This is a genomic window from Streptomyces sp. NPDC001832 (assembly GCF_040297265.1).
Classification (GTDB): domain Bacteria; phylum Actinomycetota; class Actinomycetes; order Streptomycetales; family Streptomycetaceae; genus Streptomyces.
In genome coordinates this window covers 32,971-54,718 of the sequence record NZ_JBEOYU010000041.1, presented here as the reverse complement: position 1 = coordinate 54,718, position 21,748 = coordinate 32,971, and the positions used below count along the sequence as shown (strand labels likewise).

The window sequence follows — 21,748 nt, the reverse complement described above, 5'->3', positions numbered from 1 at the left end:
AGGACGACCCTCCGCCTTGCGATCGCACGCACCAGACGCCGCGGGGCCCGCCCTTCGGGCGGACGACGGGACTTTCGAAACACGCCCTAGTGCCGGTCGCACTAGCTAGGGCACAAGAGCCGACCGGCGGCGGCAGCAGCACCCGGGCCACCGCCTACACGTACTGCTTGATCTCCCGCCGGGCCAACGACCGCTGATGCACCTCGTCCGGCCCGTCCGCCAGCCGCAACGTCCGTGCCGCTGCCCACAGTTCGGCCAGCGGGAAGTCCTGGCTGACACCACCCGCACCGTGCAGCTGCACCGCCTGGTCGAGGATGTCGACCACCGCGCGCGGAGTGGCGATCTTGATGGACTGGATCTCCGTGTGCGCACCCCGGTTGCCCACCGTGTCCATCAGCCACGCCGTCTTCAGTACCAGCAGCCGCAGCTGCTCCACCGTGACCCGCGCGTCCGCGATCCAGTTCTGTACGACGCCCTGCTGGGCGAGCGGCTTACCGAAGGCCGTACGGGACACCGCACGCTTGCACATCAGCTCGATCGCCCGCTCGGCCATGCCGATCAGCCGCATGCAGTGGTGGATGCGGCCAGGCCCCAGACGTGCCTGCGCGATGGCGAAGCCGCCGCCCTCCTCGCCGATCAGATTCGCGGCGGGTACCCGTACATCCGTGAAGACGACCTCGGCGTGACCGCCGTGGTAGTGGTCCTCGTAGCCGTACACCTGCATGGCGCGTCGCACTTCGAGACCGGGGGTGTCGCGCGGGACCAGGATCATCGACTGCTGGCGGCGGATGTCTGCGCCGTCAGGGCCATCGGTAGTCGCCGTCTTGCCCATCACGATGAAGATCTGACAGTCCGGGTTCATCGCCCCGGAGATGTACCACTTGCGGCCGTTGATGACGTAGTCATCCCCCTGCCGCACCATGCGCGTCTCGATGTTCGTCGCGTCCGACGAGGCCACCTCGGGCTCGGTCATCGCGAACGCAGAGCGGATCTCCCCGGCGAGCAGCGGCTCCAGCCACCGCTTCTTCTGCTCGTCCGTGGCGAACTGGAAGAGCACCTCCATGTTCCCGGTGTCCGGCGCCGCGCAGTTCAACGCGGTCGGCGCCAACTGCGGGGAACGACCGGTGATTTCGGCGAGTGGTGCGTACTGGAGGTTGGTCAGTCCGGCACCGTACTCGGCATCGGGAAGGAAAAGGTTCCACAGCCCCTGCCGCCGCGCCTCGGTCTTCAGGTCCTCGACGATCTGCGGGGTGTCCCACGGGGAGGCCAGACGCGCGCGCTGTTCGTCCGCGATCTTCTCGGCCGGGTAGACATGCTCGTCCATGAAGGTGAGCAGCTTGCTGCGCAGCTCTTCGGTACGGGCGTCGAATGCGAAGTCCATGGGGGTGATCAGCCTTCCTGGAGGGTGGTGAGGCCGTGCTCGATGAAGACGGGGACGAGATCGCCGATGCGGTCGAAGCCGGCGCCGACGGTCTGGCCCAGGGTGTAGCGGTAGTGGATGCCCTCCAGGATCACGGCGAGCTTGAACCAGGCGAACGCCGTGTACCAGGAGATGGCGGAGGTGTTCCGGCCCGAGCGTGCGGCGTAGCGCTCGACCAGTTCGGCGGGGGTGGGGTGGCCGGCCGCGCCACTGGTGGTGGCGACCGGGGACTTCGGCAGACCGAGGTCGGAGCTGTACATCGCCAGCAGGCCGAGGTCGGTCAGCGGGTCGCCGAGCGTCGACATCTCCCAGTCGAGAACGGCCTTGATCCGGTCGTCGGAGCCGATGAGGACGTTGTCCAGGCGGTAGTCGCCGTGTACGACGGTGGGAGTGGGGGAGACGGGCAGCTCACGGCCGAGCGCGGTGTGCAGTTCGTCGATGCCGGGCAGCTCACGGTTGCGGGAGGCGTCCAGCTGCTTGCCCCAGCGGCGCAGCTGTCGGCCGAGGAAGCCCTCGGGGCGCCCGAAGTCGCAGAGCCCGACGGACTCGGGGTCCACGGAGTGCAGTTCGACGAGGGTGTCGACGAGACCGAGGACGGCGGCCCGGGTGCGCTCGACGCCCAGTGGGGCGAGCTGCTCGGCCGTGCGGTACGGGGTGCCCTCGACGTACTCCATGACGTAGAAGGGCGACCCGATCACCGAGTCGTCCTCGCAGAGCAGCACCGGTTCGGGCACTGGAACGGCCGTCGGGTACAGGGCGCTGATCACCCGGTGCTCGCGCTTCATGTCGTGTGCGGTGGCCAGCACATGACCCAGCGGGGGCCTGCGTACGGCCCAGCGGCCGGTGCCGTTCGTGACGACGTACGTCAGATTTGAGCGGCCGCCCTCGATGAGCCGGGCTTCGAGCGGTCCGTTCACCAGCAGTCCCGGCCGCTCGCGGTCGAGATGTCCGCGCAGCCGGTCGAGGTCGAGACCTGGCGGGTGGGCTGGGCTCATCGTGCGCACCTCCGGAGTGAAAGACGGTCGGTGCTCATGATGCCGACCAGTCGGTATGTCGTCTAGTGGGCTTCCGGAATCCGGTTCGTGGACTCCGCTCCGGCGTGGCGCGGAAAGATCGTCGTCACCGCCCCCGAGGTCGTAAGACACCGACGGCTGATGGGCTCAGTGCCGGGCCTCAGAGCCCGACAGCTCTCAGAAGAGCATGGCCGTGGCGAACACCGCGAGCGCGACCGTGCACGCCGCAGCGGTCAGCGCACCGCGCGCCGAGAGCGGCTGCGGCCGCGCGGTACCCACTTCGAGCACCCGTCGGTGTGCCACGAGCAGGAAACCCAGCCAGGCCAGCGCGCTCAGCGCCACGGCGATGACCCCGGCCGGGGTCGCCCCTCTGTGCAGTGCCTGCTTGACTGCCAGCAGCGCCACCACCGTGCAGGACAGGGTCGTACGCCGCCAGGCCAGTCTGGTGCGCTCGGGCTGCAGCCCGGGGTCGCGCCCCTCGGCCGTCACCGGCCCTCCCAGCCGAAGAGGACCACCACCACCATCGCCACAGCGACGACGGCGACTGCGAGACCGAGCAGCGTCGGGAACCGGGAGACCGGCAGGTCCTCCCCGCGCCGCATCGCCCGCTCGCACCGCACCCAGTGATTGATCGCCCGCAGCGCACACAGCACACCGGCCCCGAGCAGCGCGAGCGCCAGTCCCGTGCGGATGCCCCATGCCAGCTCCGGGAGGAACTGGTCGACCGCGAAACCGCCGCCGATCAGTGCGAGAGCCGTGCGGATCCAGGCGAGGAAGGTGCGCTCATTGGCGAGCGAGAACCGGTAGTCGGGGGTGTCGCCCTCTTCGCGGATGCGCTGCGGCGCGAACCACAGCCGCAGGCTCTGTACGAATTCGTTCACGCGCGAACTTTAGACCGACCGGCAAAATGGGGGGCGTCGCGGGGCTGGGCACGCCGGTTCGACCGGTGCGCCTGCTCACGCTGCGTGCTTGCGCACGCTTCGGCTCCCGTAGCTCGTCACCCAGCGGATGAGCAACGGCGAGAGCATCACCACGAGGAAGAGCCGAAGACTCTGAGCGGTGGAGATGAAGGCGACATCGGCATGCACTGACGCGGCGGTGGCGAGGACGGCGTTGATGCCGCCGGGGGTGGTAGCCAGGTAGGCGTCGTCGAAGGAGATGCCGACCCCGGCGGCCAGCGCGGCGGCGAGCGCGGCGCACATCAGGCAGATGGCGAGGGTTGCGGCCAGTACATGCGGCAGCATGCGTCCGACGTGGCGCACCGTGGGGCGGGTGAAGCGCGAGCCCACCTCCAGGCCGATCACCACGAAGACCGCGTCCTGGAGCGGCCCGACCGGCTGGAAACCGTGCGCGACGCCGGTGAACACGCCGACCGCGGTCAACAGCATGGGGCCCAGCAGCATGGGCGCGGGCAGCCTCAACCGGCGTCCGACGCTGCTGCCGAGCACACAGAGCACGGCCAGGACGAGCAGGCCTGCCAAGGTGTGCGAGGAGTTCACCAGGGTCAGGGAGTCGGGCAGCAGGGCGGATACGAACGGCTGGGCGTGAGCGGGGTTCCCGGCCTGCGCCGTAGCGTGAAGAGACAGTGCAACGACCGGCGCGGAGGCGGCTACGACGCCGACCCGCAGGTACTGCATGAACGCCACCACCCGGCTGTCCGCGTCCAGGTCGTCGGCGCAGGCGATGATCGCCGCGGACCCGCCGGGGACCATTCCCAGGACGGCATCGCCGCGGCTCATCCGCGTCAGGCGCGAGAGAACCAGTGCGACGCCGAGGCAGAGAACGACCGTGGCCAGCGTCGCGCAGGTCAGCGGCCCGATCGAGCCGATCACGGACCGCACCGCCGCGGGGTCCAGGTAGCTGCCCATGAGCACACCGGCCACCGCTTGCGCAGAACGGTTTGCACGGGCGGGGAACCGCGACCGCATGGCGCCCGACAGTGACGCGAGCACACCCACGACCAGCGAGGTCAGCAGGTGTGCGGCAGGGACGCCTGCCCACCGGGCGGCGTTGCCGAGGAAATAGCAGAAGGTGGCGAGCAGCAGCCAGTGGACGGCAGGTGAGGCCGCTGCACGCAGATACGTCGACGATCGGACAGAAGGAAGCAGGGTGGTAGAGAAGGGCACTGATCTCCTTGTTCGGGAAGAGCTACACCGATCTCTACGACCGAAATACTCATTTTCGCTGCTTGATGCGACTCCCGCAGAAGAATGTAACAAAAAGGAACAATATGCGCATTAGCTGCATGTTGTGAGCAAGTCAATAATTCACGCCCGCCCTGTACGGGACACGCTTCCCTGTGGCGGCTGTTCTCAGCCGCGGGCGGACGGCCCTTTTGACCGGACAGGCGCCGCTCAGTTCGGCTGGAGGCTCTTTTCCCGGTGCCCGCCCACGCGCCCCTCCGGCATCGCGGGATGCAGCCCGAGCAGCACGATCCCGACGACGATCGCCACGAGTCCGGCCGCCTGCCAGGCCAGTGCGCCGGTGTCGGTACGCAGCTGGTCGCCGAGGAAGCCGACCCCGCAGGCGATCCCGGCCAGCGGCTGGGACGCGGTCAGCGGGGGCAGCGAGACCCGTAGCGGGCCCGTTTCGAACGCGCTCTGCACCAGGACCAGTCCCGTCACCCCCAGCACCACCACCGCGTACGGCTGCCACGACGTCACCAGTGCCGCCCAGCCCCCGTCGGACAGCCGCTGCCCACTGACCCGGGTCAGAGCATCCTGAAGTCCGTACAGCAGTCCGGCCGCCACTGCGAGCAGTGCCGGGGAGGCCCCGGACTGCGTGCGCTTGGCGAAGGTGGTGAGCAGCAGGGCGGCTCCCACGACCACGCCGATCACCAGCCAGTGCCGCAGCGCGTCGGACTCCGCCGCGCCGCCCTGCGGCCGGCCCGCCAGCAGAAAGGCGGTGACCCCGCCGGCCAGCAGCCAGAGCCCCGCCCAGCCCTGCCAGCCGAGCCGCTGCCCGGTGCGATGGCGTGACAGGGTCATCGCGAAGAGCAGATTGGTCGCGAGCAGGGGTTCGACGACGGACACCTCGCCCTTGCCCAGGGCCAGGGCGCCCAACACCATGCCGGAGACCATCAGCCCGATCCCGGCCAGCCAGCTCGGCACCCGCATCAGGTCCAGCAGCAGCCGGGGGGACAGATAGTCGCTCCTCGGGGCGTGCGAGGCGGCGGCCTGCTGGAGGACGAATCCGAACCCCAGACAGCAGGCGGCACTCACGGCGAGCACAAGGACCAGCACCGACACGCTTCTACCTCAAGTCAGGCCAGACGTGGGTGATTTGTTTCGACGATAGCGCCTGTTCCCCGGGGGTGCGGCCGGAGCGCCGCCGACCGGGCGGTTGACGCCGGGGCGGCAGGTGCAGAGGATCTGACGCACGAGTAACGACGCCGCTGCCCATCGTGGGCGAGGTCGTAACTTCCGGCGCGTCCGCGCCGGACCGTCACCGTGGCCGTGATCGGACCGCCCCGACAAGGATGGAACCCATGGCGTACGACGCTGATGTGATCGTTATCGGGGCGGGGCTCGCCGGTCTGGTGGCAACCGCCGAGCTGGTTGACGCGGGCCGCTCGGTGATCCTGCTCGACCAGGAGCCCGAACAGGCGATCGGCGGCCAGGCGCACTGGTCCTTCGGCGGTCTCTTCCTCGTCGACTCGCCCGAGCAGCGACGGATGAGGATCAAGGACAGCCATGAGCTGGCCCTCCAGGACTGGCTCGGCACGGCGGGCTTCGACCGCAAGGAGGACCACTGGCCACGGAAGTGGGCCGAGGCGTACGTCGACTTCGCGGCCGGTGAGAAGCGCTCCTGGCTGCATGCCCAGGGGCTGCGGCTCTTCCCGGTCGTCGGCTGGGCGGAGCGCGGCGGCTACGACGCGAACGGCCACGGCAATTCCGTACCCCGCTTCCACATCACGTGGGGCACCGGCCCCGGCGTCGTCGCCCCCTTCGAGCGACGGGTCCGCGCGGGCGTCGCCCGGGGCCTCGTCCAGCTGAAGTTCCGCCACCGGGTCACCGGCCTCGGCCGCACCGCGGGCACCGTCGACACGGTGACCGGTGAGGTCCTGGAGCCGAGCGCGTCCGCCCGAGGCACCGCGAGCAGCCGGGTGACGACCGGTGCTTTCGAGCTGAAGGCCCAGGCGGTGATCGTCACCTCCGGCGGCATCGGCGGCAACCACGACCTCGTGCGCAAGCAGTGGCCCCAGCGGCTCGGTACCCCGCCCGCGAAGATGCTCTCCGGCGTCCCCGCCCATGTCGACGGACTCATGATCGGCATCACCGAGGAGGCGGGCGCCCACCACATCAACCGCGACCGGATGTGGCACTACACCGAGGGCATCGAGAACTGGAACCCGATCTGGGCCAAGCACGGTATCCGCATCCTTCCCGGACCGTCCTCGCTCTGGCTGGACGCCCACGGCAAGCGGCTGCCGGTCCCGCTCTTCCCGGGCTTCGACACCCTCGGCACCCTCGAACACATCATGAAGTCCGGCCACGCCCACACCTGGTTCGTCCTCGACCAGAGGATCATCGGCAAGGAGTTCGCGCTGTCCGGCTCCGAGCAGAACCCGGACCTGACCGGAAAGTCGATCCGCGACGTGATCGGCCGGGCCCGCGCGGACGTACCGGCCCCGGTGAAGGCATTCATGGACAACGGGGTGGACTTCGTCGTCGAGAAGGACCTTGCCGCACTGGTCCGCGGGATGAACGCGCTCACCGACGAGCCGCTGATCGACGAGGCCGGACTGCGCCTCGAGATCACTGCACGCGACCGTGAGATCGCCAACCCCTTCACCAAGGACCTCCAGATCACCGCGATCCGCGGGGCTCGCGCCTATCTCGGCGACAAGCTGATCCGGACGGCTCCGCCGCATCGCATTCTCGATCCCAAGGCCGGCCCGCTGATCGCCGTACGGCTCAGCATTCTGACCCGCAAGTCGCTCGGCGGACTGGAGACGGACCTGTCCTCCCGGGTGCTCACCGAGGACGGCACACCCCTGCCCGGTGTTTACGCGGCAGGGGAGGCGGCCGGTTTCGGCGGCGGCGGGGTGCATGGATACCGCTCGCTGGAAGGGACCTTCCTCGGCGGCTGCATCTTCTCCGGACGGGCCGCGGGCCGAGCGACGGCGCAGGCGGTGGGGTAGGCCGAGGCACTGCCGAGCCTGATCACCTGGACGACACCCGGATCGTCCGGCTGCGCAGGGCGCGCTCCCCCAGTGCTGACGGCTCCGGCGGCTGCTCCGTCTCCGCAGAGCAGCTTCCGGATCGGTGGTGGGTGTCCTCACGCATTCCCTGACCGGAGCAGGGATACCCGCACCTCGGAACGAGCAGATATACCGTCATCTGAACGATCTCAATCGTGTTGATCATCACTCCGTGATGGCCGAACGTATGAGCTAGCGTTCCGAAGCATGATCAACACCTCACTCTCCTCCGACCAGGCAGCTTCAACTGCTACAGCGCTGAAGCGGGCGCTCTTCGGCGAAGAACTGGAGGAGCTCCACGAGCCCTGGCGCAAGCTGTTCAGTACTGAGCCGTTCCGCTTCAGGGAAGGGCTGTCACCCGATGAACGTGCCGCGCTGTCCTACGAGCGTTTACACCTGATCAACGACGCACTCGACAGCCCCGAGGACTTCGTGGTCGACGTGGAACGACTCGCGGCACTTCACGAATGGGTCGGCCCGGTGGACGCGGGACTGGGGACCGTGGCGAGTATCCACTACAACCTTTTCCTCGGCAGCCTCCTCGACCACACGTCGGGCCCGAACCGTGATCTGCGGGAGTTCGCCGAGCTGCGGCGTACGGGAACGTTCCTGTGTACGGAGGCCGGGCACGGCAACAGCGCGGCGCAACTGGAGACCACCGCCACGTATGAACGATCCACGGGCGAGTTCGTGCTGAACACTCCCAGTGCGGCCGCCCGCAAGTTCATGCCGAACACCAGCTCCACCGGCGGTCCCAAAACGGCTGTCGTCGCCGCCCGCCTCATCATGGACGGCAAGGACCAGGGCGTCTTCCTGTTTCTTACTCAACTCAGCGACGATGCCGGGCTCCCGATGCCAGGAGTCGAGATACGCAGGCTGCCACAGACAGCCACCGCCCCAGTCGACCACTGTGTCACATCCTTCGACCATGTCCGGCTGCCACAGGACGCGCTTCTGCAGTCCGACCACGGATACCTCACACCGGAGGGCGTCTTCACCAGTTCGATCGGCAGCCCCCGCAAGCGCTTCCTGCGCTCCATCGGCCGCGTCACCACCGGCAAGCTCTGTATGAGCGGCTACAGCCTCGGTGTCACGCGCCACGCGCTCGCCGTAGCCGTACGGCACGCCCACACGAGGCAGACCTCCGGCGTGACCGGTGGAAGCATTCCGCTGTTCGCTCACCGCAGCCACCACACGCCACTCCTCGACGCCATCGCCACCACCTACGCCGCGACTCTCCTGCACCGTGCCGCGGTACGACAGTGGGCGCAGGCAACGGAGTCGGAGCGGGAGAACGGTGAGCGGTTCGCAGCCATAGCCAAGGGCTGGATCACCTGGCAGGCCCGCGCCGTCATGACTGAGTGCCGCGAACGCTGTGGTGCGCAGGGGCTCTTCCTGGCCAACGGAATCGCGGGACAGCTGGCAGCCAACGAGGGAACCATCACGGCGGAAGGCGACAACCTCGTCATCTGGGTCAAGGCCGCCGGCGAAATGCTCCTTGGACACTTCACTCCGAAGGTGCCCCATGATGCGCCACCCGAGGATCGCGACCTCGACGACCCGGTCTTCCTTCAGGACCTCTTGGCGGACATCGAACGCGTCTGGCATCAGCGTGCACGTACACGCCTGCGCAGCGGAAAGGCCGGCAACCCTCTCAATCGATGGAACACCACCGTCACACCGGCTCTGGAACTGGTGGACGCCTACGCACACCGCCAGGCCGCCCAAGCTCTTCTGGACGCCGCCGGCGAGGCTCCTCACCCTGAGGCGCAGCGCCAACTGCGGCTGCTGCACCGGTTGTTCGCCCTGCGTCGAGTCGCGTCCCACAGTGGAGACCTGCTCGCAGAGGGACACCTGACCAGTGCTCAGGTGAGGCAACTTCCCGACGCGGCCGAGAGTGTCGTCGAAGAACTCGCGCCCCAGGCCGTGACCCTCACAAACGGATTCGCTGCCATGGGCGAGGTTCTCCTCGACCATCCCATCAACCGTCCTGAAGGCCTCGAAGGCGGCCTGCTGTCCATGTGAGCCTCCGAGTGCACGCGGCCTGGATCGGAGGGCGCGGTGCTGGTGATGAACAACCCAGCACCGCGACCGGCCCTAGAGGATGAGCGACAGCAGCAGGATGAAGACCAGCGAGACCACGGAGATGATGGTCTCCATCACCGACCAGGTCTTCACCGTCTGGCCGACGTCCATTCCGAAGTACTCCTTCACCAGCCAGAATCCGGCGTCGTTGACGTGGCTGAAGAAGAGCGAGCCCGCGCCGACGGCGAGGACCAGCAGGGCGGCGTGGGTCGTCGACATGTCGGCGGCCAGCGGGGCGACCAGACCGGCCGCCGAGATGGTGGCCACGGTCGCCGAACCGGTCGCGAGCCGGATCCCGACGGCGATCAGCCAGCCCAGCAGCACTGCCGGGATCGACCAGTTCTCGGAGAAGTCCAGGATCATCTGGCCCACACCGGCGTCGATGAGGGTCTGCTTGAAACCGCCACCCGCACCCACGATCAGCAGCACACCGGCGATCGGCGCGAGAGACTTCTCGACGGTGGTGGAGAGCCGGCCCTTGGTGAATCCGGCCGCCCGGCCCAGGGTGAACATGCCGACTATGACGGCCGCGAGCAGCGCGATCATCGGCGAGCCGATCACATCGGTGACCTGCTGGACACCGTTCTCAGGGTCGTCCACGACGATGTCGACCAGGGCCTTGACCAGCATCAGGACGACGGGCAGCAGAATCGTCGCCAGGGTGGCGCCGAAGCTGGGCCGACGGTCCAGATCCTCCGAGGGACGCTGCGGAATCATCTTCTCCGGAGCTTCGATGTCCACCCAGCGCGCGGCGTAACGGGAGAAGAGGGGCCCCGCGATGATCACGGTCGGGATCGCGACCAGCACACCCAGCGCGAGCGTGACACCGAGATTGGCGCCGAGGGCGTCGATCGCCACCAGCGGGCCGGGGTGCGGCGGAATCAGCCCGTGCATCACGGAGAGGCCGGCCAGCGCCGGGATACCGATCCGCATCACGGAGTAGTTGCCGCGCTTGGCGACGAGCAGCACCACCGGGATCATCAGCACGATCCCGACCTCGAAGAACAGCGGCAGACCGATGATCGAGGCGATCAGGACCATCGCCCACGGCATGGCCCGCCCGCTCGCCTTCGCGAGGATCGTGTCGACGATCTGGTCCGCGCCGCCGGAGTCGGCGAGCAGCTTGCCCAGAATGGCGCCAAGCGCGATGAGGACACCGACACCCGCGACGGTCGAGCCGAGGCCCGCGGTGAAGCTGGCGATGGTCTTGGCCGGTGCGGCGCCGGCGAACGAGCCGAGCGCCAGCGAGCCGATGGTCAGTGCGAGAAACGCGTGCATCTTGAACTTGGTGATGAGCACAACGATGACGGCGATGCCCGCCAGGACTGCGATGCCCAACTGCGCGTTGCCGGCCGAGGTGATCGGTTCGACGGCATCCGCTGCCAGCGTCTCGACGCTGAGACTGGTCACGGTGTTGATCCTTAGCTATCGAGCCGGCGCAACGCGGCGACGGCTCGTCGGGTGATTTCTTCGGGGGTGCCGGACACGTCGACCGAGACTCCGGCCTCGTCCTCCTGCAGTGGCTGCAGGGTGGCGAACTGCGAATCGAGCAGGGCGGTGGGCATGAAATGACCCTTGCGCTCCGCCATGCGCTGCTCGATCAAAGCCCGGTCGCCGGTCAGATGGAGGAAGACGGCACCGGGGGCCTCGGCCCGCAGCCGGTCCCGGTAGACCCGCTTGAGCGCCGAACTGCTCACTACACCGCCGAGCCCCGCCCGGCCGTGCGCCCACTGACCGATCGCATCGAGCCAGGGCCACCGGTCGGAGTCGTCCAGTGGGTTACCGGCCGACATCTTGGCGATGTTCGCCGCGGGGTGGAAGTCATCGCCCTCGGCGTACGGAACGCCGAGGGCGGCGGCGAGCAGGGGGCCGATCGTGGTCTTGCCGGTCCCTGACACGCCCATCACCACGACGACCTGGGGGGTGCTCATTGGTATTGCCTCGCTGTCTGCTTCGACGTCTTCCTCGACATCGGTCCGTCGCGCTACTGAAACCCATACGTACGACTTATTCAAGATGATGTGAGATAAACGTCGTACTTTTTGTTCCTGAAGGGTGCCCCGTAGGCTGTGCCCATGACCACACAGGGCCCTGGGCTGCATACACATGTGCTGGACACCCTGGGTCTGGAGATCGCCGCGGGGCAGCACCGGCCGGGACAGGTACTGCGTACCGATGAGTTGTCCCAGCGCTTCGACGTCTCACGCACGGTCGTACGCGAAGTGGTGCGCGTCCTCGAATCCATGCACCTGGTCGAGTCCCGGCGCCGGGTCGGCGTGACCGTACTGCCGACCGAGGCATGGAATGTCTACGATCCGCAGGTCATCCGGTGGCGGCTGGCCGGCGCCGACCGCCCGCGCCAGCTGCGCTCCCTGACCGTGCTCCGCTCGGCGATCGAACCCGTCGCGGCCGGACTCGCCGCCCGTAACGCCACCCCGGAGCAGTGCGCGGTCCTCACCGAGTGCGCGCTCGGCATGGTCGCCACCTCGCGCGGCCAGCAGTTGGAGGGGTATCTGAAGCACGACATCGCCTTCCACCGGATCGTGCTCAACGCCTCCGGCAACGAGATGTTCGCGCGGCTCGGCGATGTCGTCGCCGAGGTCCTGGCGGGACGCACCCACCACCAGGTGATGTTCGAGGACCCCGACCCGGCCGCGGTCACCCTCCACGTCCGGCTTGCCGAAGCGGTGCGCGAGGGCGACGCGGCGGCGGCGGAACGGCTGACGAAGGAGATCGCGGTGGGCGCCCTGCACGAGCTGGACGTGCTCGCGCCCTGAGAGGCTGTCGGGTGGCCTCCGATCGGAAAGCGGACGCGGTCTGGTGCGTGCGATTCCAAGGCGCCGGGATGTCCTCGGATGGGGTCTCCCCTGCTCCTTGCGAGCTTGGGGAAGGCGCTACGAGGACATTTCGGCAACGCGGGAAGCGTGCGTGCCAGGGCGTGGCCGCCCGATCAGAGGTCACCCGACAGCCTCTGAGGACCGGCGAGACCCGCGTCGTTCAGACGTGCGTGGAGGACAGGCGGGTCCACGAGGTGAGAGACGCGCGGCGGCCCCCGCGGAACGATCCCGCGGAGGCCGTCGGCGGAGCTGATGAACCGACCGGTCCGGGTCAGCCGCTGTGCCCGTGGTGGCCGCCGTGCCCGGTGCCATGGTCGAACTTCATCGCCTCGGGCGGCATCACGACGAACGGCCGCATCATGCCCATGTCCTCGTGCTCCAGCAGATGGCAGTGGTACATGAACCGCCCGTACGCCCCGTCGAACTTCCCGAGCACCTTCACCAACTGGCCCCGAGGCACCCGGAAGACGTCCTTCCAGCCCTGCTCGTTCGGAGCCGTCGGGATCTTGGTGTCGTGGTCGAACGCCACGGGGGAGCGGGTTCCGCCGACCGCCGGATCGAAACCGTCCAGCGTGTACGCCTCCCGGCCCATCACCTGGAAGTCCGTCAGGTGAATGTGCATCGGATGCGTCGGGGCGCCCAGATTGAGGAACGACCACTGCTCGTACGTGCTCTCGCCGATGGTGAACCCCAGCCCGTCGTTGAAGGTCCGGGCGATCCTGCGGTACGTGCGTACGGTGCCGTCCTCGCCCCGTACCTGGATGACACCGTCCGAGGGCACTCGCACATCCGCGGCGTCCTCGACCTCCGCCATCTCCCAGATCTCCGGGTGGCCGCCGCCCCCGACCGTGCCCGGTGCCGTCAGTACGACGAGCCGGTGCCCGTGCTCCACCTGGCCGTGCTCGTACCGCCGGAAGGAACCGGACAGCACCTCGGGCAGTTCGAAGCGGTCCCGCCGGGCCGTCTCCCCTACCCGGAACTCCATCACCTGCGGGAACGGCACGCTCGCCGCCGGGTCCGGCACCCCCGCCGCGAGCTTGCCCCGGTTGACCAGGCGGACCCGGCGGCCGGCCAGCGCCGAGAAGTCGATCAGCAGATCCATCCGCTCGGCCGTGGCGATCGTCAGCTGCGGCAGCACCTCGTCGAAGTCAACCGGCACCGGGCGCGGCAACAGCCCTCCGTCGCTGCCGATCTGTCGGATCACGCCCGGGACCGGGTTGTTCTCGTCGTCGACCAGCACCAGATCGTAGATCCGGGCATTGGAGGCGTTGACGAGCCGGAAGCGGTACCACGCGTCGTCCACGTCGAGGTACGGCCAGATGCGGCCGTTGACCGTCGTGTACGGGCCGAGGAACGGGAGGGACACCGGCTTCCCGGTCTCCGGGTCGGCCTCGACGACCACCGTCGTCTTGTGCAGCAGCCGCCCGTTGAGCCGGCCGTCCTCGTCGGTGTCCAGGTTGCGGTCGGCGAGGATCAGCGGCACCTCCCGGTCGCCGGACGGCAGACCGAGCGCATCCTCCTCGTCGTCCCTGACCAGATACGTGCCGACGAGACCGGCGTACACATTCCACCGGGTGATGTTCATGGCGTGGTCGTGGTACCACCACTGGGCGGCCTGGTGGTCGTTCGGGTACTCCGACAGCTGTGCGTCGCCGAAGCCGACGGCGTTGTCCGCCCAGCCGTCGTTCCCGCCGCCGGTCTGCGCACCGTGCAGATGGGTCACCGTCCATGCGGGCAGCGCGGCGACATCCGCGTTCGGTTCGGCACCGTCGCGTCCGGGCCGGTTGTGCGGGGCCGGCTCGCCCTGCTTCACCGGTCCGACCTCCACAGCGGTGACCGGGTACTCGCTCCCCCTGGGGACGCGGTTGGTCCAGGCGATCCGGATTCGCTCCCCGCGCCGCACTTCGATGGTCGGTCCGGGCACCGTGCCGTTGTACCCCCACATCAGCGTCGGCGGCAGCTGTGCGTGCAGCCGTACCCAGACGGGCGTCACGGCGATCTCGGTCTCGTGGAGCACATCACCGCTCTGCGGACGCAGCACCGGCGGGACGGGCAACGCGTCGGTGTACGGCACGAGTCCGCCGACCGGCGCCCCGAGCGCGGCGGCTGCGGGAACCGGTCCCGTTCCGTCGTTCTGTTCGCTGGTCTTCTCCGTGATCTCGGCAATCTCGGTCAAGGTACTTCCCCCGTGATCCGTAATTCCTCTGCCGGTGGACCATGGAACCCCTGCCCCCGCAGGTATCGGCTCCGTGATCCCTCTGCATCAAAGGACCCCATGGAACCCGGCGTAGTTCAGTAGTTCGCATCATCTGACCGAAAGCAGTACATCCCACGGGTGGAAGGCAGTCGCTTCCCGCCAACGCGGCGCGCCGCCGTGACACTCTCACGGGGCGTACGGTTGTTCGCGTTCGATCTTCGCAACATGACGGAAACAGGGAGACCACGGTATGTCGCAGCAGGTGCAAGGGGTCATCGCACCGGGGAAGAACGAGCCGGTACGGGTCGAGACGATCGTGATCCCGGACCCGGGCCCCGGCGAGGCCGTGGTGAAGATCCAGGCGTGCGGCGTCTGCCACACCGATCTGCACTACAAGCAGGGCGCAATCAACGACGACTTCCCCTTCCTGCTCGGCCATGAGGCCTCGGGTGTGGTGGAGTCCGTGGGCGAGGGAGTCACGGATGTCGTGCCCGGCGACTTCGTCATCCTCAACTGGCGTGCCGTGTGCGGGCAGTGTCGTGCGTGTCTGCGCGGCCGGCCCTGGTACTGCTTCGACACCCACAATGGCAAGCAGAAGATGACGCTGCTCGACGGCACGGAGCTGTCACCGGCGCTGGGCATCGGCGCGTTCGCCGAGAAGACCCTCGTCGCCGCCGGCCAGTGCACCAAGGTCGACCCGGAGGTCTCCCCGGCCGTCGCCGGGCTGCTCGGCTGCGGCGTGATGGCGGGCATCGGCGCCGCCATCAACACCGGACAGGTCGGCCGCGGCGACTCGGTCGCCGTGATCGGCTGCGGCGGGGTCGGTGGCGCGGCGATCGCGGGCGCGCGGCTGGCGGGCGCGGCGAAGATCATCGCCGTGGACATCGATGACCGCAAGCTGGAGACAGCGAGGACGATGGGCGCCACGCACACCGTCAACTCCCGCTCCACCGACCCGGTCGAGGCGATCCGCTCCCTGACCGACGGCAACGGCGCGGACGTCGTCATCGAGGCGGTCGGCCGCCCGGAGACCTACCAGCAGGCCTTCTACGCCCGCGACCTCGCAGGCACCGTCGTCCTGGTCGGCGTCCCGACCCCGGAGATGCAGCTGGAACTGCCGCTCATCGACGTCTTCGGCCGCGGCGGCTCGCTCAAGTCCTCCTGGTACGGCGACTGCCTGCCCTCGCGCGACTTCCCGATGCTCATCGACCTGCACCAGCAGGGCCGGATCGACCTCGGCGCGTTCGTCACCGAGACCATCGCACTCGGCGACATCGAGAAGGCCTTCGCCCGGATGCGCGACGGTGACGTGCTGCGTTCGGTGGTGATCTTCTGATGGCCGCCCGCATCGACCACCTCGTCACCTCCGGCATCTTCGCTCTCGACGGCGGGGAGTGGGACGTCGACAACAACGTTTGGATCGTCGGCGACGACACCGAGGCGATCGTCATCGACGCAGCCCATGACGCCGCCGCCATCGAGGCCGCGCTGAACGGCCGCACGCTGCGCGCCATCGTCTGCACGCACGCACACAACGACCACATCGACGCGGCCCCGGCCCTCGCCGACGCCACCGGTGCACCGGTCCTGCTGCACCCCGACGACCTGCCGCTGTGGAATCGGACCCACCCGGACCGCGCCCCGGACGGCGAACTGGCCGACGGCCAGGAGCTGGAGATCGCCGGAACGACGCTGCAGGTCCTGCACACCCCCGGTCATGCCCCGGGCGCCGTCTGCCTGTACGCCCCCGAGCTGTCCACCGTCTTCACGGGCGACACGCTCTTCCAAGGCGGGCCCGGCGCCACCGGGCGCTCCTTCTCGCACTTCCCGACGATCGTCGCATCGATCAGGGACCGGCTGCTCGCCCTGCCACCGGAAACCACCGTCCGCACCGGACACGGCGATTCCACGGCCATCGGCGCGGAGGCCCCGCATCTGGACGAGTGGATCGCCCGCGGTCACTGAGAGCCGCGGCTCACCGGTCCGGGCCATGCGGAGAGCCGCAGACCGCTCTCGAAGCGGCGCAGCTCGCCGGTGACCGGATCGGTGAATTCCAGCACCCGGGCGAGGAGTTGGAGTGGGTGCGACCAGTCGTCGGTCGCCCCCTTGGCCCGGACCACCGGGTAGACCGGGTCGTGGACGAGCGGCAGCCCCAGGCTGTTCATATGGACCCGCAGCTGATGGGTGCGCCCGGTGGCGGGCAGCAGCCGGTAGCGACCGAGACCCTCCCGGTGCTCCAGCAGCTCGATCCGGCTCTCGCTGTTCGGCTCGCCCGGCTCCTCGCGGGCGGCGATGACTCCGCGCTCCTTGGCGATGCGGCTGCGCACGGTACGTGGGAGGGCCACTCCGGGGTCGTACGGTGCCACCGCCTCGTACTCCTTGAGCACCAAGCGGTCCCGGAACATCGTCTGGTACGCACCCCGCTCCTCGGGCCGCACGACGAAGAGGACGAGGCCCGCGGTCAGCCGGTCCAGCCGGTGGGCGGGCTGCAGTCCGGGCAGGTCCAGCTCACGACGCAGCCGGGCCACCGCGGTCTCGGTGATGTGCCGGCCGCGCGGTGTCGTCGCCAGGAAGTGCGGCTTGTCGGCGATGACGAGATGTTCGTCGTGGTGGACGACACCGACTGGGAACGGCACTGGCTCCTCCGGCGCGAAATCCCGGTGGAACCAGATGTACCGGCCGGCGGTGTACGGCTCGTCGGCGGACACGGGGCCCTGTACGGAGACGAACCGGCCCTCGGTGAACATGGCGTCCACCCGCGCCGCCCCGATCGCTCCGGCGAACCGCGCCAGCAGATGATCACGGACCGTCGCCCACCGGCCGTCCGGATCCTCGGTGAGCCGCAGCCGGACCGGATCGATCCCGTCCCGCTGCGGCAGCGGCGCCGACGGGGCCTTCGCGCGCCCCCTCATCGGGGTGTGCCGACCGGTGCAGCGGTGAGCATGGTGCGGGCTCCTCGTACCTTCTCCCAGGGTGTCAACACAATATCGTCCGCTCAGGCGCTCGGCAGCATCACGTTCTCCGGGCTGCACCCGATGCTGCCCGGCTGCCCGGCTGCCCGGCCGCGCGGGGGCCCAGGTGTGGCCGCGTGGTCGCAACGCAGAATGCCGACCAGGATCGCTCCTGATCGGCATTCGCTCTGTGTCCGAGGGGGGACTTGAACCCCCACGCCCGATAAAGGGCACTAGCACCTCAAGCTAGCGCGTCTGCCATTCCGCCACCCGGACAAGGTGTCTGTCTCGCGGGCCCGGCCCGTTCCGACGTGGAAAACAATAGCAAACATTCGGGAGTGCTCGATCACGCCAGGGAGCGTGAAGGGCGCATGACGACGGGTGGGGCCTTGGGTGTACGGGCCGGGCGCGGGAGGATGAGCGGGAGCACCACGGCGACAGCGGAAGGAAGCAGTGTGAGCGAGACCAACGCGGCCCGGACCGTCTCGGGCGAGGACGAGGTCGTGGACCTCTGTCGTGAGCTGATCCGGATCGACACCAGTAACTACGGGGACCACTCGGGTCCGGGGGAGCGGGTCGCCGCCGAGTACGTCGCGGAGAAGCTCGCCGAGGTCGGGCTGGAGCCGCAGATCTTCGAGTCCCACAAGGGCCGGGCCTCGACTGTGGCGCGGATCGAGGGCGAGGACCCGTCCAAGCCCGCGCTGCTGATCCACGGTCATACCGATGTGGTCCCGGCCAATGCTCACGACTGGACGCACCACCCGTTCTCGGGCGAGGTCGCGGACGGCTGTGTGTGGGGCCGCGGCGCGGTCGACATGAAGGACATGGACGCGATGACCCTCGCGGTCGCCCGCGACCGGATGCGCAGCGGCCGCAAGCCCCCGCGCGACATCGTGCTGGCCTTCCTCGCGGACGAGGAGGCGGGCGGTACGTACGGTGCGCGGTATCTCGTGGACAAGCATCCCGGCCTCTTCGAGGGCGTCACCGAGGCGATCGGCGAGGTCGGCGGCTTCTCCTTCACGGTGAACGAGAAGCTTCGGCTCTACCTCGTCGAGACTGCCGAGAAGGGGATGCACTGGATGCGGCTCACCGTGGACGGCACCGCCGGCCACGGCTCGATGACCAACAACGACAACGCGATCACCGAGCTCTGCGAGGCGGTCGGACGGCTGGGGCGGCACAAGTGGCCGGTCCGCGTGACCAAGACCGTACGGTCCTTCCTCGACGAGCTGTCCGATGCGCTCGGTACCCCGCTCGACCCGGAGGACATGGAGGCCACGCTGGCCAAGCTTGGCGGCATCGCCAAGATGGTCGGCGCCACGCTCCGTAACTCAGCCGCTCCCACCATGCTCGGCGCCGGTTACAAGGTGAACGTGATCCCCGGCCAGGCCACCGCCCATGTCGACGGCCGCTTCCTGCCCGGTTTCGAGGATGAGTTCCTGGCCGATCTTGACCGGATCCTCGGCCCGCGGGTGAAGCGTGAGGACGTGCACGGGGACAAGGCGCTGGAGACCAGTTTCGACGGTTCGCTCGTGGATGCGATGCAGGTCGCCCTCAAAGCGGAGGACCCGATCGCACGTGCCGTCCCTTACATGCTTTCCGGCGGTACGGACGCCAAGTCCTTCGACGACCTCGGTATCCGCTGCTTCGGGTTCGCCCCGCTGAAGCTGCCGCCGGAGCTCGACTTCGCCGGCATGTTCCATGGTGTGGACGAGCGTGTACCGGTGGACGGTCTGCAGTTCGGTGTGCGGGTGCTCGACCGTTTCATCGACAACTGCTGAGTCCCTGCCGCTTTTCCGCTGGTTCTCCGAGTCAACAATCGTCAACGTGTGCGTATTTGACCGGAACGAGTGAAAGGAACCATACGCTCGTAGCCCAATTACCTCTTCCTCGTTACAAGTGATGCGGTCCGCGGCTGGGACCGCATTGCCAACTAGGAGGAATAATGATCAAGAAGGTCGTCGCTGCTGCGGCTGTCACCGGTGGGCTGGTGCTCGCAGGTGCGGGCATGGCCGTCGCGGACTCCGGTGCCCAGGGCGCCGCTGCCAACAGCTCCGGTGTGGCCTCGGGCAACGTCATCCAGGTGCCCGTGCACGTGCCGGTGAACGCGTGTGGCAACACGGTCTCCGTGATCGGGCTGCTGAACCCCACCGTCGGCAATCCCTGCGTCAACGGCTGACGTTGTGCGTCAACCCGTAAGGGTTTGAATCCGGTCGGCCCCGGAGTGCGTGCCATGCACTCCGGGGCCGCTGGGTAATCCGCCCCCGCACGGTCAAGTCCGGGGGGTATTCCGGAAGGTAGAAGGCAGGAATCAACCTATGCGACAGGTCACGCGTAAAGGCCTGATCACCATGGCGGCCGCGGGCGGCGTGCTCGCGCTGAGTGGTGGCTACGCGCACGCCGACGCGGGAGCGGCCGGCGGCGCATCGAATTCCCCGGGGGTGCTTTCAGGGAATACGGTCCAGATCCCGGTCGACGTACCGGTCAACGTATGCGGTAACTCCGTGAGCGTGGTGGGGCTGCTCAACCCGGCGGCAGGAAATGCCTGTGCAAACGGTTCGCAAAGCGCTGCTTCGGGTCGGCACGCCTCGGGCAGCCAGGCGTCCGGCGACCGGACCCAGGCAAACCGGGCGGGGACCGGCAAGCACCGGGCCGTCACGAGCGACACCGGGAGCGGGGCGACAGCCGAGGCCGTCACGAGCGGCTCGCCCGGTCTGCTTTCGGGCAACAAAATCGCAGTGCCCATCGACATCCCCGTGAACGCCTGCGGGAACAGCGTCACCATCGGCGGACTGCTCAACCCCGCCACCGGCAACGACTGCGGAAACGGTGCGGACGTCGTCACGCCACCGGTCGGCACTCCGGTCACTCCGGTCACCGAGAACCAGCCCCCGGCACCTGAACCGCCAACCGTGTCGAACGCGCACGAGCCGCAGAACGTCGCGCAGCTCGCACACACCGGAGCGGGCGGGCTCGACCTGCTGGTCCCGGCGAGCGTGGGTCTGCTGCTGGCGGGTGCGGGCACGGTGCTGTACCGCCGCGCCCGGATGTCCGCATAGCGGACCTAGGCGGCGAAGCAAGCACGGCCAAGGAGCGGGCCCCGCGCCTGCGGGGCCCGCTCCGTCTCACCAGGTGGCCCGGAGCTGGCGGATGATCCGTCGGCGCAGCCGCACCCTGCGGCTGCCGTCACGGCGCAGCGTCAGTCGGTCCAACTCCCAGTGCCCGTACTCGGCATGGTCGGTCAGCAGGCGGGCCGTCTCCTTCCGGGAGACCCCGCGCGGCACGTACACATCGACAAATTCGTATTCCGGCATCGCATCTATTGTGCGGGCAGAGCCCGTGTACGGATAGCGTCTGCACCATGTCTGATGCTGCGCAGCCCACCGCTGCCGAGGTACGCGCCGCCGCCGAAGCGATCAAAGCCGCGCTCGACCATCACCTCGAGGCGGTCGAACGCCGGACAGGGGACGACGATCCCGCTGTCTATGACGCGTTCAATGCACTGGCCGCTGCCGCCGATTTCTACGACGAACTGCTCTACGACCGCTACGACGAGGTCACCCCTTTCGAGATCCCGGGCGCGGGGGACTCCCTCCCGCCGTACACCGGCCCCGAGGAGCCGAGCGCGCTGAGTGTGCTGATCCGGCGCGACTACGCGGTGGTGGAGCCGCCGCGGCTGCTCGCACAGGCCCAGCGGATCGCCGACCTCGATCCGGACGACCGCACCGGCGGGAGCGCCGCAGTGGTCGGCTCCAGCGTCCATGCCGCGCTCGGAGTGCTCTTCGGTGAGTACGAACCGGACGAGATCGCTTCCCGGCACACGGAGTTCGGTCTGGAGGAGGGCGACTCCACGCTCTGGGTCACGGCTGCGGAGGAGCTGCCCGAGGCGGGCGAGTGGCTCGGCACACCGTTCGACGAAGCGGACCCGCAGCTGGTGGTCTGCCGCTTCGACGTCAGCACCGTCTTCGACGAGGCCGAATCGGACGAGGAGCCGGCCCGCCTGGTGGTGGACAGTTCCTGATCCGTCCGCCGGGCGGCTCGG

At 68.6% G+C, this 21,748-nt stretch carries 20 protein-coding genes and 1 tRNA gene; 9 read left to right on the top strand and 12 right to left on the bottom strand.

The features are described from left to right. Nucleotides 1–154 precede the first annotated feature (154 nt). From ABT115_RS25255 to ABT115_RS25230, 6 genes are all read right to left on the bottom strand, one after another. The gene (locus tag ABT115_RS25255) at nt 155–1,381 is read right to left on the bottom strand and encodes an acyl-CoA dehydrogenase family protein (protein WP_351794004.1); all 1,227 of its coding nucleotides are present in this window, start codon (nt 1,379–1,381) and stop codon (nt 155–157) included. 8 nt (nt 1,382–1,389) lie between these two features. After that, nucleotides 1,390–2,415 carry a phosphotransferase family protein gene (locus ABT115_RS25250; RefSeq protein WP_351794002.1) on the bottom strand — a complete coding sequence of 342 codons (1,026 nt, stop codon included), beginning with the start codon at nt 2,413–2,415 and terminating at the stop codon, nt 1,390–1,392. A gap of 195 nt (nt 2,416–2,610) precedes the next feature. Next, on the bottom strand, nt 2,611–2,922 hold the full coding sequence (locus ABT115_RS25245) for a DUF202 domain-containing protein (protein ID WP_351793999.1): 312 nt from the start codon (nt 2,920–2,922) through the stop codon (nt 2,611–2,613). After that, nucleotides 2,919–3,314 (bottom strand): YidH family protein, encoded by a 396-nt coding sequence (locus tag ABT115_RS25240; protein ID WP_351793996.1) that lies wholly within the window; start codon nt 3,312–3,314, stop codon nt 2,919–2,921. The genes ABT115_RS25245 and ABT115_RS25240 overlap by 4 nt, the downstream gene beginning before the upstream one ends. A gap of 75 nt (nt 3,315–3,389) precedes the next feature. Continuing rightward, nucleotides 3,390–4,559: an AbrB family transcriptional regulator gene (locus ABT115_RS25235; protein WP_351793994.1), complete on the bottom strand. Its 1,170-nt coding sequence runs from the start codon at nt 4,557–4,559 to the stop codon at nt 3,390–3,392. 228 nt (nt 4,560–4,787) lie between these two features. After that, complete coding sequence (locus ABT115_RS25230; protein WP_351793991.1) at nt 4,788–5,681, bottom strand: DMT family transporter; 894 nt, start codon at nt 5,679–5,681, stop codon at nt 4,788–4,790. 239 nt (nt 5,682–5,920) lie between these two features. Between ABT115_RS25230 and ABT115_RS25225 the strand changes: the two genes are divergently transcribed. Further along, the gene (locus tag ABT115_RS25225) at nt 5,921–7,576 is read left to right on the top strand and encodes an FAD-binding dehydrogenase (protein WP_351793988.1); all 1,656 of its coding nucleotides are present in this window, start codon (nt 5,921–5,923) and stop codon (nt 7,574–7,576) included. A gap of 267 nt (nt 7,577–7,843) precedes the next feature. Continuing rightward, nucleotides 7,844–9,661, top strand: coding sequence for an acyl-CoA dehydrogenase family protein (locus ABT115_RS25220; RefSeq protein ID WP_351793985.1), 1,818 nt, complete (start codon nt 7,844–7,846; stop codon nt 9,659–9,661). Between the two features lie 72 nt (nt 9,662–9,733). Here the strand turns inward: ABT115_RS25220 and ABT115_RS25215 are convergent, their stop codons facing one another. Together ABT115_RS25215 and ABT115_RS25210 are read right to left on the bottom strand one after the other, a co-directional pair. Then, a complete protein-coding gene (locus ABT115_RS25215) occupies nt 9,734–11,131 on the bottom strand; it encodes a GntP family permease (protein WP_351793982.1) in 1,398 nt (465 codons plus the stop codon). An 11-nt stretch (nt 11,132–11,142) separates the two neighbouring features. Beyond that, nucleotides 11,143–11,652 (bottom strand): gluconokinase, encoded by a 510-nt coding sequence (locus ABT115_RS25210; protein WP_351793980.1) that lies wholly within the window; start codon nt 11,650–11,652, stop codon nt 11,143–11,145. Nucleotides 11,653–11,796: 144 nt separating this feature from the next. On the opposite strand from ABT115_RS25210, the gene ABT115_RS25205 reads away from it, so the two are divergent. Continuing rightward, nucleotides 11,797–12,498 (top strand): FadR/GntR family transcriptional regulator, encoded by a 702-nt coding sequence (locus ABT115_RS25205; protein ID WP_351793977.1) that lies wholly within the window; start codon nt 11,797–11,799, stop codon nt 12,496–12,498. A gap of 331 nt (nt 12,499–12,829) precedes the next feature. Here ABT115_RS25205 and phsA read toward each other — a convergent pair whose 3' ends face one another. Continuing rightward, entirely contained in the window at nt 12,830–14,734 is a 1,905-nt protein-coding gene (phsA, locus tag ABT115_RS25200) for an O-aminophenol oxidase PhsA (protein WP_502969160.1), read from the bottom strand. A 271-nt stretch (nt 14,735–15,005) separates the two neighbouring features. On the opposite strand from phsA, the gene ABT115_RS25195 reads away from it, so the two are divergent. Continuing rightward, nucleotides 15,006–16,091, top strand: a complete 1,086-nt coding sequence (locus ABT115_RS25195; RefSeq protein ID WP_351793974.1) for an S-(hydroxymethyl)mycothiol dehydrogenase — start codon at nt 15,006–15,008, stop codon at nt 16,089–16,091. Beyond that, nucleotides 16,091–16,720, top strand: a complete 630-nt coding sequence (locus ABT115_RS25190; protein WP_351793971.1) for an MBL fold metallo-hydrolase — start codon at nt 16,091–16,093, stop codon at nt 16,718–16,720. Before ABT115_RS25195 ends, ABT115_RS25190 begins: the two co-directional genes overlap by 1 nt. Here ABT115_RS25190 and ABT115_RS25185 read toward each other — a convergent pair. Then, entirely contained in the window at nt 16,714–17,667 is a 954-nt protein-coding gene (locus tag ABT115_RS25185; RefSeq protein WP_351793969.1) for a pseudouridine synthase, read from the bottom strand. The genes ABT115_RS25190 and ABT115_RS25185 overlap by 7 nt on opposite strands. A 230-nt stretch (nt 17,668–17,897) precedes the next feature. Continuing rightward, a tRNA-Leu gene (locus ABT115_RS25180) sits at nt 17,898–17,982 on the bottom strand. A gap of 179 nt (nt 17,983–18,161) precedes the next feature. On the opposite strand from ABT115_RS25180, the gene ABT115_RS25175 reads away from it, so the two are divergent. The 3 genes from ABT115_RS25175 (at nt 18,162) to ABT115_RS25165 (ending at nt 20,765) form a co-directional block, all read left to right on the top strand. Beyond that, nucleotides 18,162–19,487 carry a M20/M25/M40 family metallo-hydrolase gene (locus ABT115_RS25175; protein WP_351793967.1) on the top strand — a complete coding sequence of 442 codons (1,326 nt, stop codon included), beginning with the start codon at nt 18,162–18,164 and terminating at the stop codon, nt 19,485–19,487. 164 nt (nt 19,488–19,651) lie between these two features. Continuing rightward, nucleotides 19,652–19,885 (top strand): chaplin, encoded by a 234-nt coding sequence (locus tag ABT115_RS25170; RefSeq protein ID WP_351793964.1) that lies wholly within the window; start codon nt 19,652–19,654, stop codon nt 19,883–19,885. 139 nt (nt 19,886–20,024) lie between these two features. Continuing rightward, on the top strand, nt 20,025–20,765 hold the full coding sequence (locus tag ABT115_RS25165; protein ID WP_351793961.1) for a chaplin: 741 nt from the start codon (nt 20,025–20,027) through the stop codon (nt 20,763–20,765). Nucleotides 20,766–20,831: 66 nt separating this feature from the next. Here ABT115_RS25165 and ABT115_RS25160 read toward each other — a convergent pair whose 3' ends face one another. Then, nucleotides 20,832–21,020 (bottom strand): DUF5703 family protein, encoded by a 189-nt coding sequence (locus ABT115_RS25160; RefSeq protein ID WP_030918345.1) that lies wholly within the window; start codon nt 21,018–21,020, stop codon nt 20,832–20,834. 47 nt (nt 21,021–21,067) lie between these two features. Between ABT115_RS25160 and ABT115_RS25155 the strand changes: the two genes are divergently transcribed. Continuing rightward, nucleotides 21,068–21,727: a hypothetical protein gene (locus ABT115_RS25155; RefSeq protein ID WP_351793958.1), complete on the top strand. Its 660-nt coding sequence runs from the start codon at nt 21,068–21,070 to the stop codon at nt 21,725–21,727. Nucleotides 21,728–21,748 lie beyond the last annotated feature (21 nt).

Bases quoted from the DNA above. Each gene is read 5' to 3' on its own strand.
- ABT115_RS25255 (WP_351794004.1), bottom strand. From the start codon at position 1,381: ATGGACTTCGCATTCGACGCCCGTACCGAAGAGCTGCGCAGCAAGCTG.
- ABT115_RS25250 (WP_351794002.1), bottom strand. From the start codon at position 2,415: ATGAGCCCAGCCCACCCGCCAGGTCTCGACCTCGACCGGCTGCGCGGA.
- ABT115_RS25225 (WP_351793988.1), top strand. From the start codon at position 5,921: ATGGCGTACGACGCTGATGTGATCGTTATCGGGGCGGGGCTCGCCGGT.
- ABT115_RS25220 (WP_351793985.1), top strand. From the start codon at position 7,844: ATGATCAACACCTCACTCTCCTCCGACCAGGCAGCTTCAACTGCTACA.
- ABT115_RS25210 (WP_351793980.1), bottom strand. From the start codon at position 11,652: ATGAGCACCCCCCAGGTCGTCGTGGTGATGGGCGTGTCAGGGACCGGC.
- ABT115_RS25205 (WP_351793977.1), top strand. From the start codon at position 11,797: ATGACCACACAGGGCCCTGGGCTGCATACACATGTGCTGGACACCCTG.
- ABT115_RS25195 (WP_351793974.1), top strand. From the start codon at position 15,006: ATGTCGCAGCAGGTGCAAGGGGTCATCGCACCGGGGAAGAACGAGCCG.
- ABT115_RS25190 (WP_351793971.1), top strand. From the start codon at position 16,091: ATGGCCGCCCGCATCGACCACCTCGTCACCTCCGGCATCTTCGCTCTC.
- ABT115_RS25185 (WP_351793969.1), bottom strand. From the start codon at position 17,667: ATGAGGGGGCGCGCGAAGGCCCCGTCGGCGCCGCTGCCGCAGCGGGAC.
- ABT115_RS25170 (WP_351793964.1), top strand. From the start codon at position 19,652: ATGATCAAGAAGGTCGTCGCTGCTGCGGCTGTCACCGGTGGGCTGGTG.
- ABT115_RS25165 (WP_351793961.1), top strand. From the start codon at position 20,025: ATGCGACAGGTCACGCGTAAAGGCCTGATCACCATGGCGGCCGCGGGC.
- ABT115_RS25160 (WP_030918345.1), bottom strand. From the start codon at position 21,020: ATGCCGGAATACGAATTTGTCGATGTGTACGTGCCGCGCGGGGTCTCC.
- ABT115_RS25155 (WP_351793958.1), top strand. From the start codon at position 21,068: ATGTCTGATGCTGCGCAGCCCACCGCTGCCGAGGTACGCGCCGCCGCC.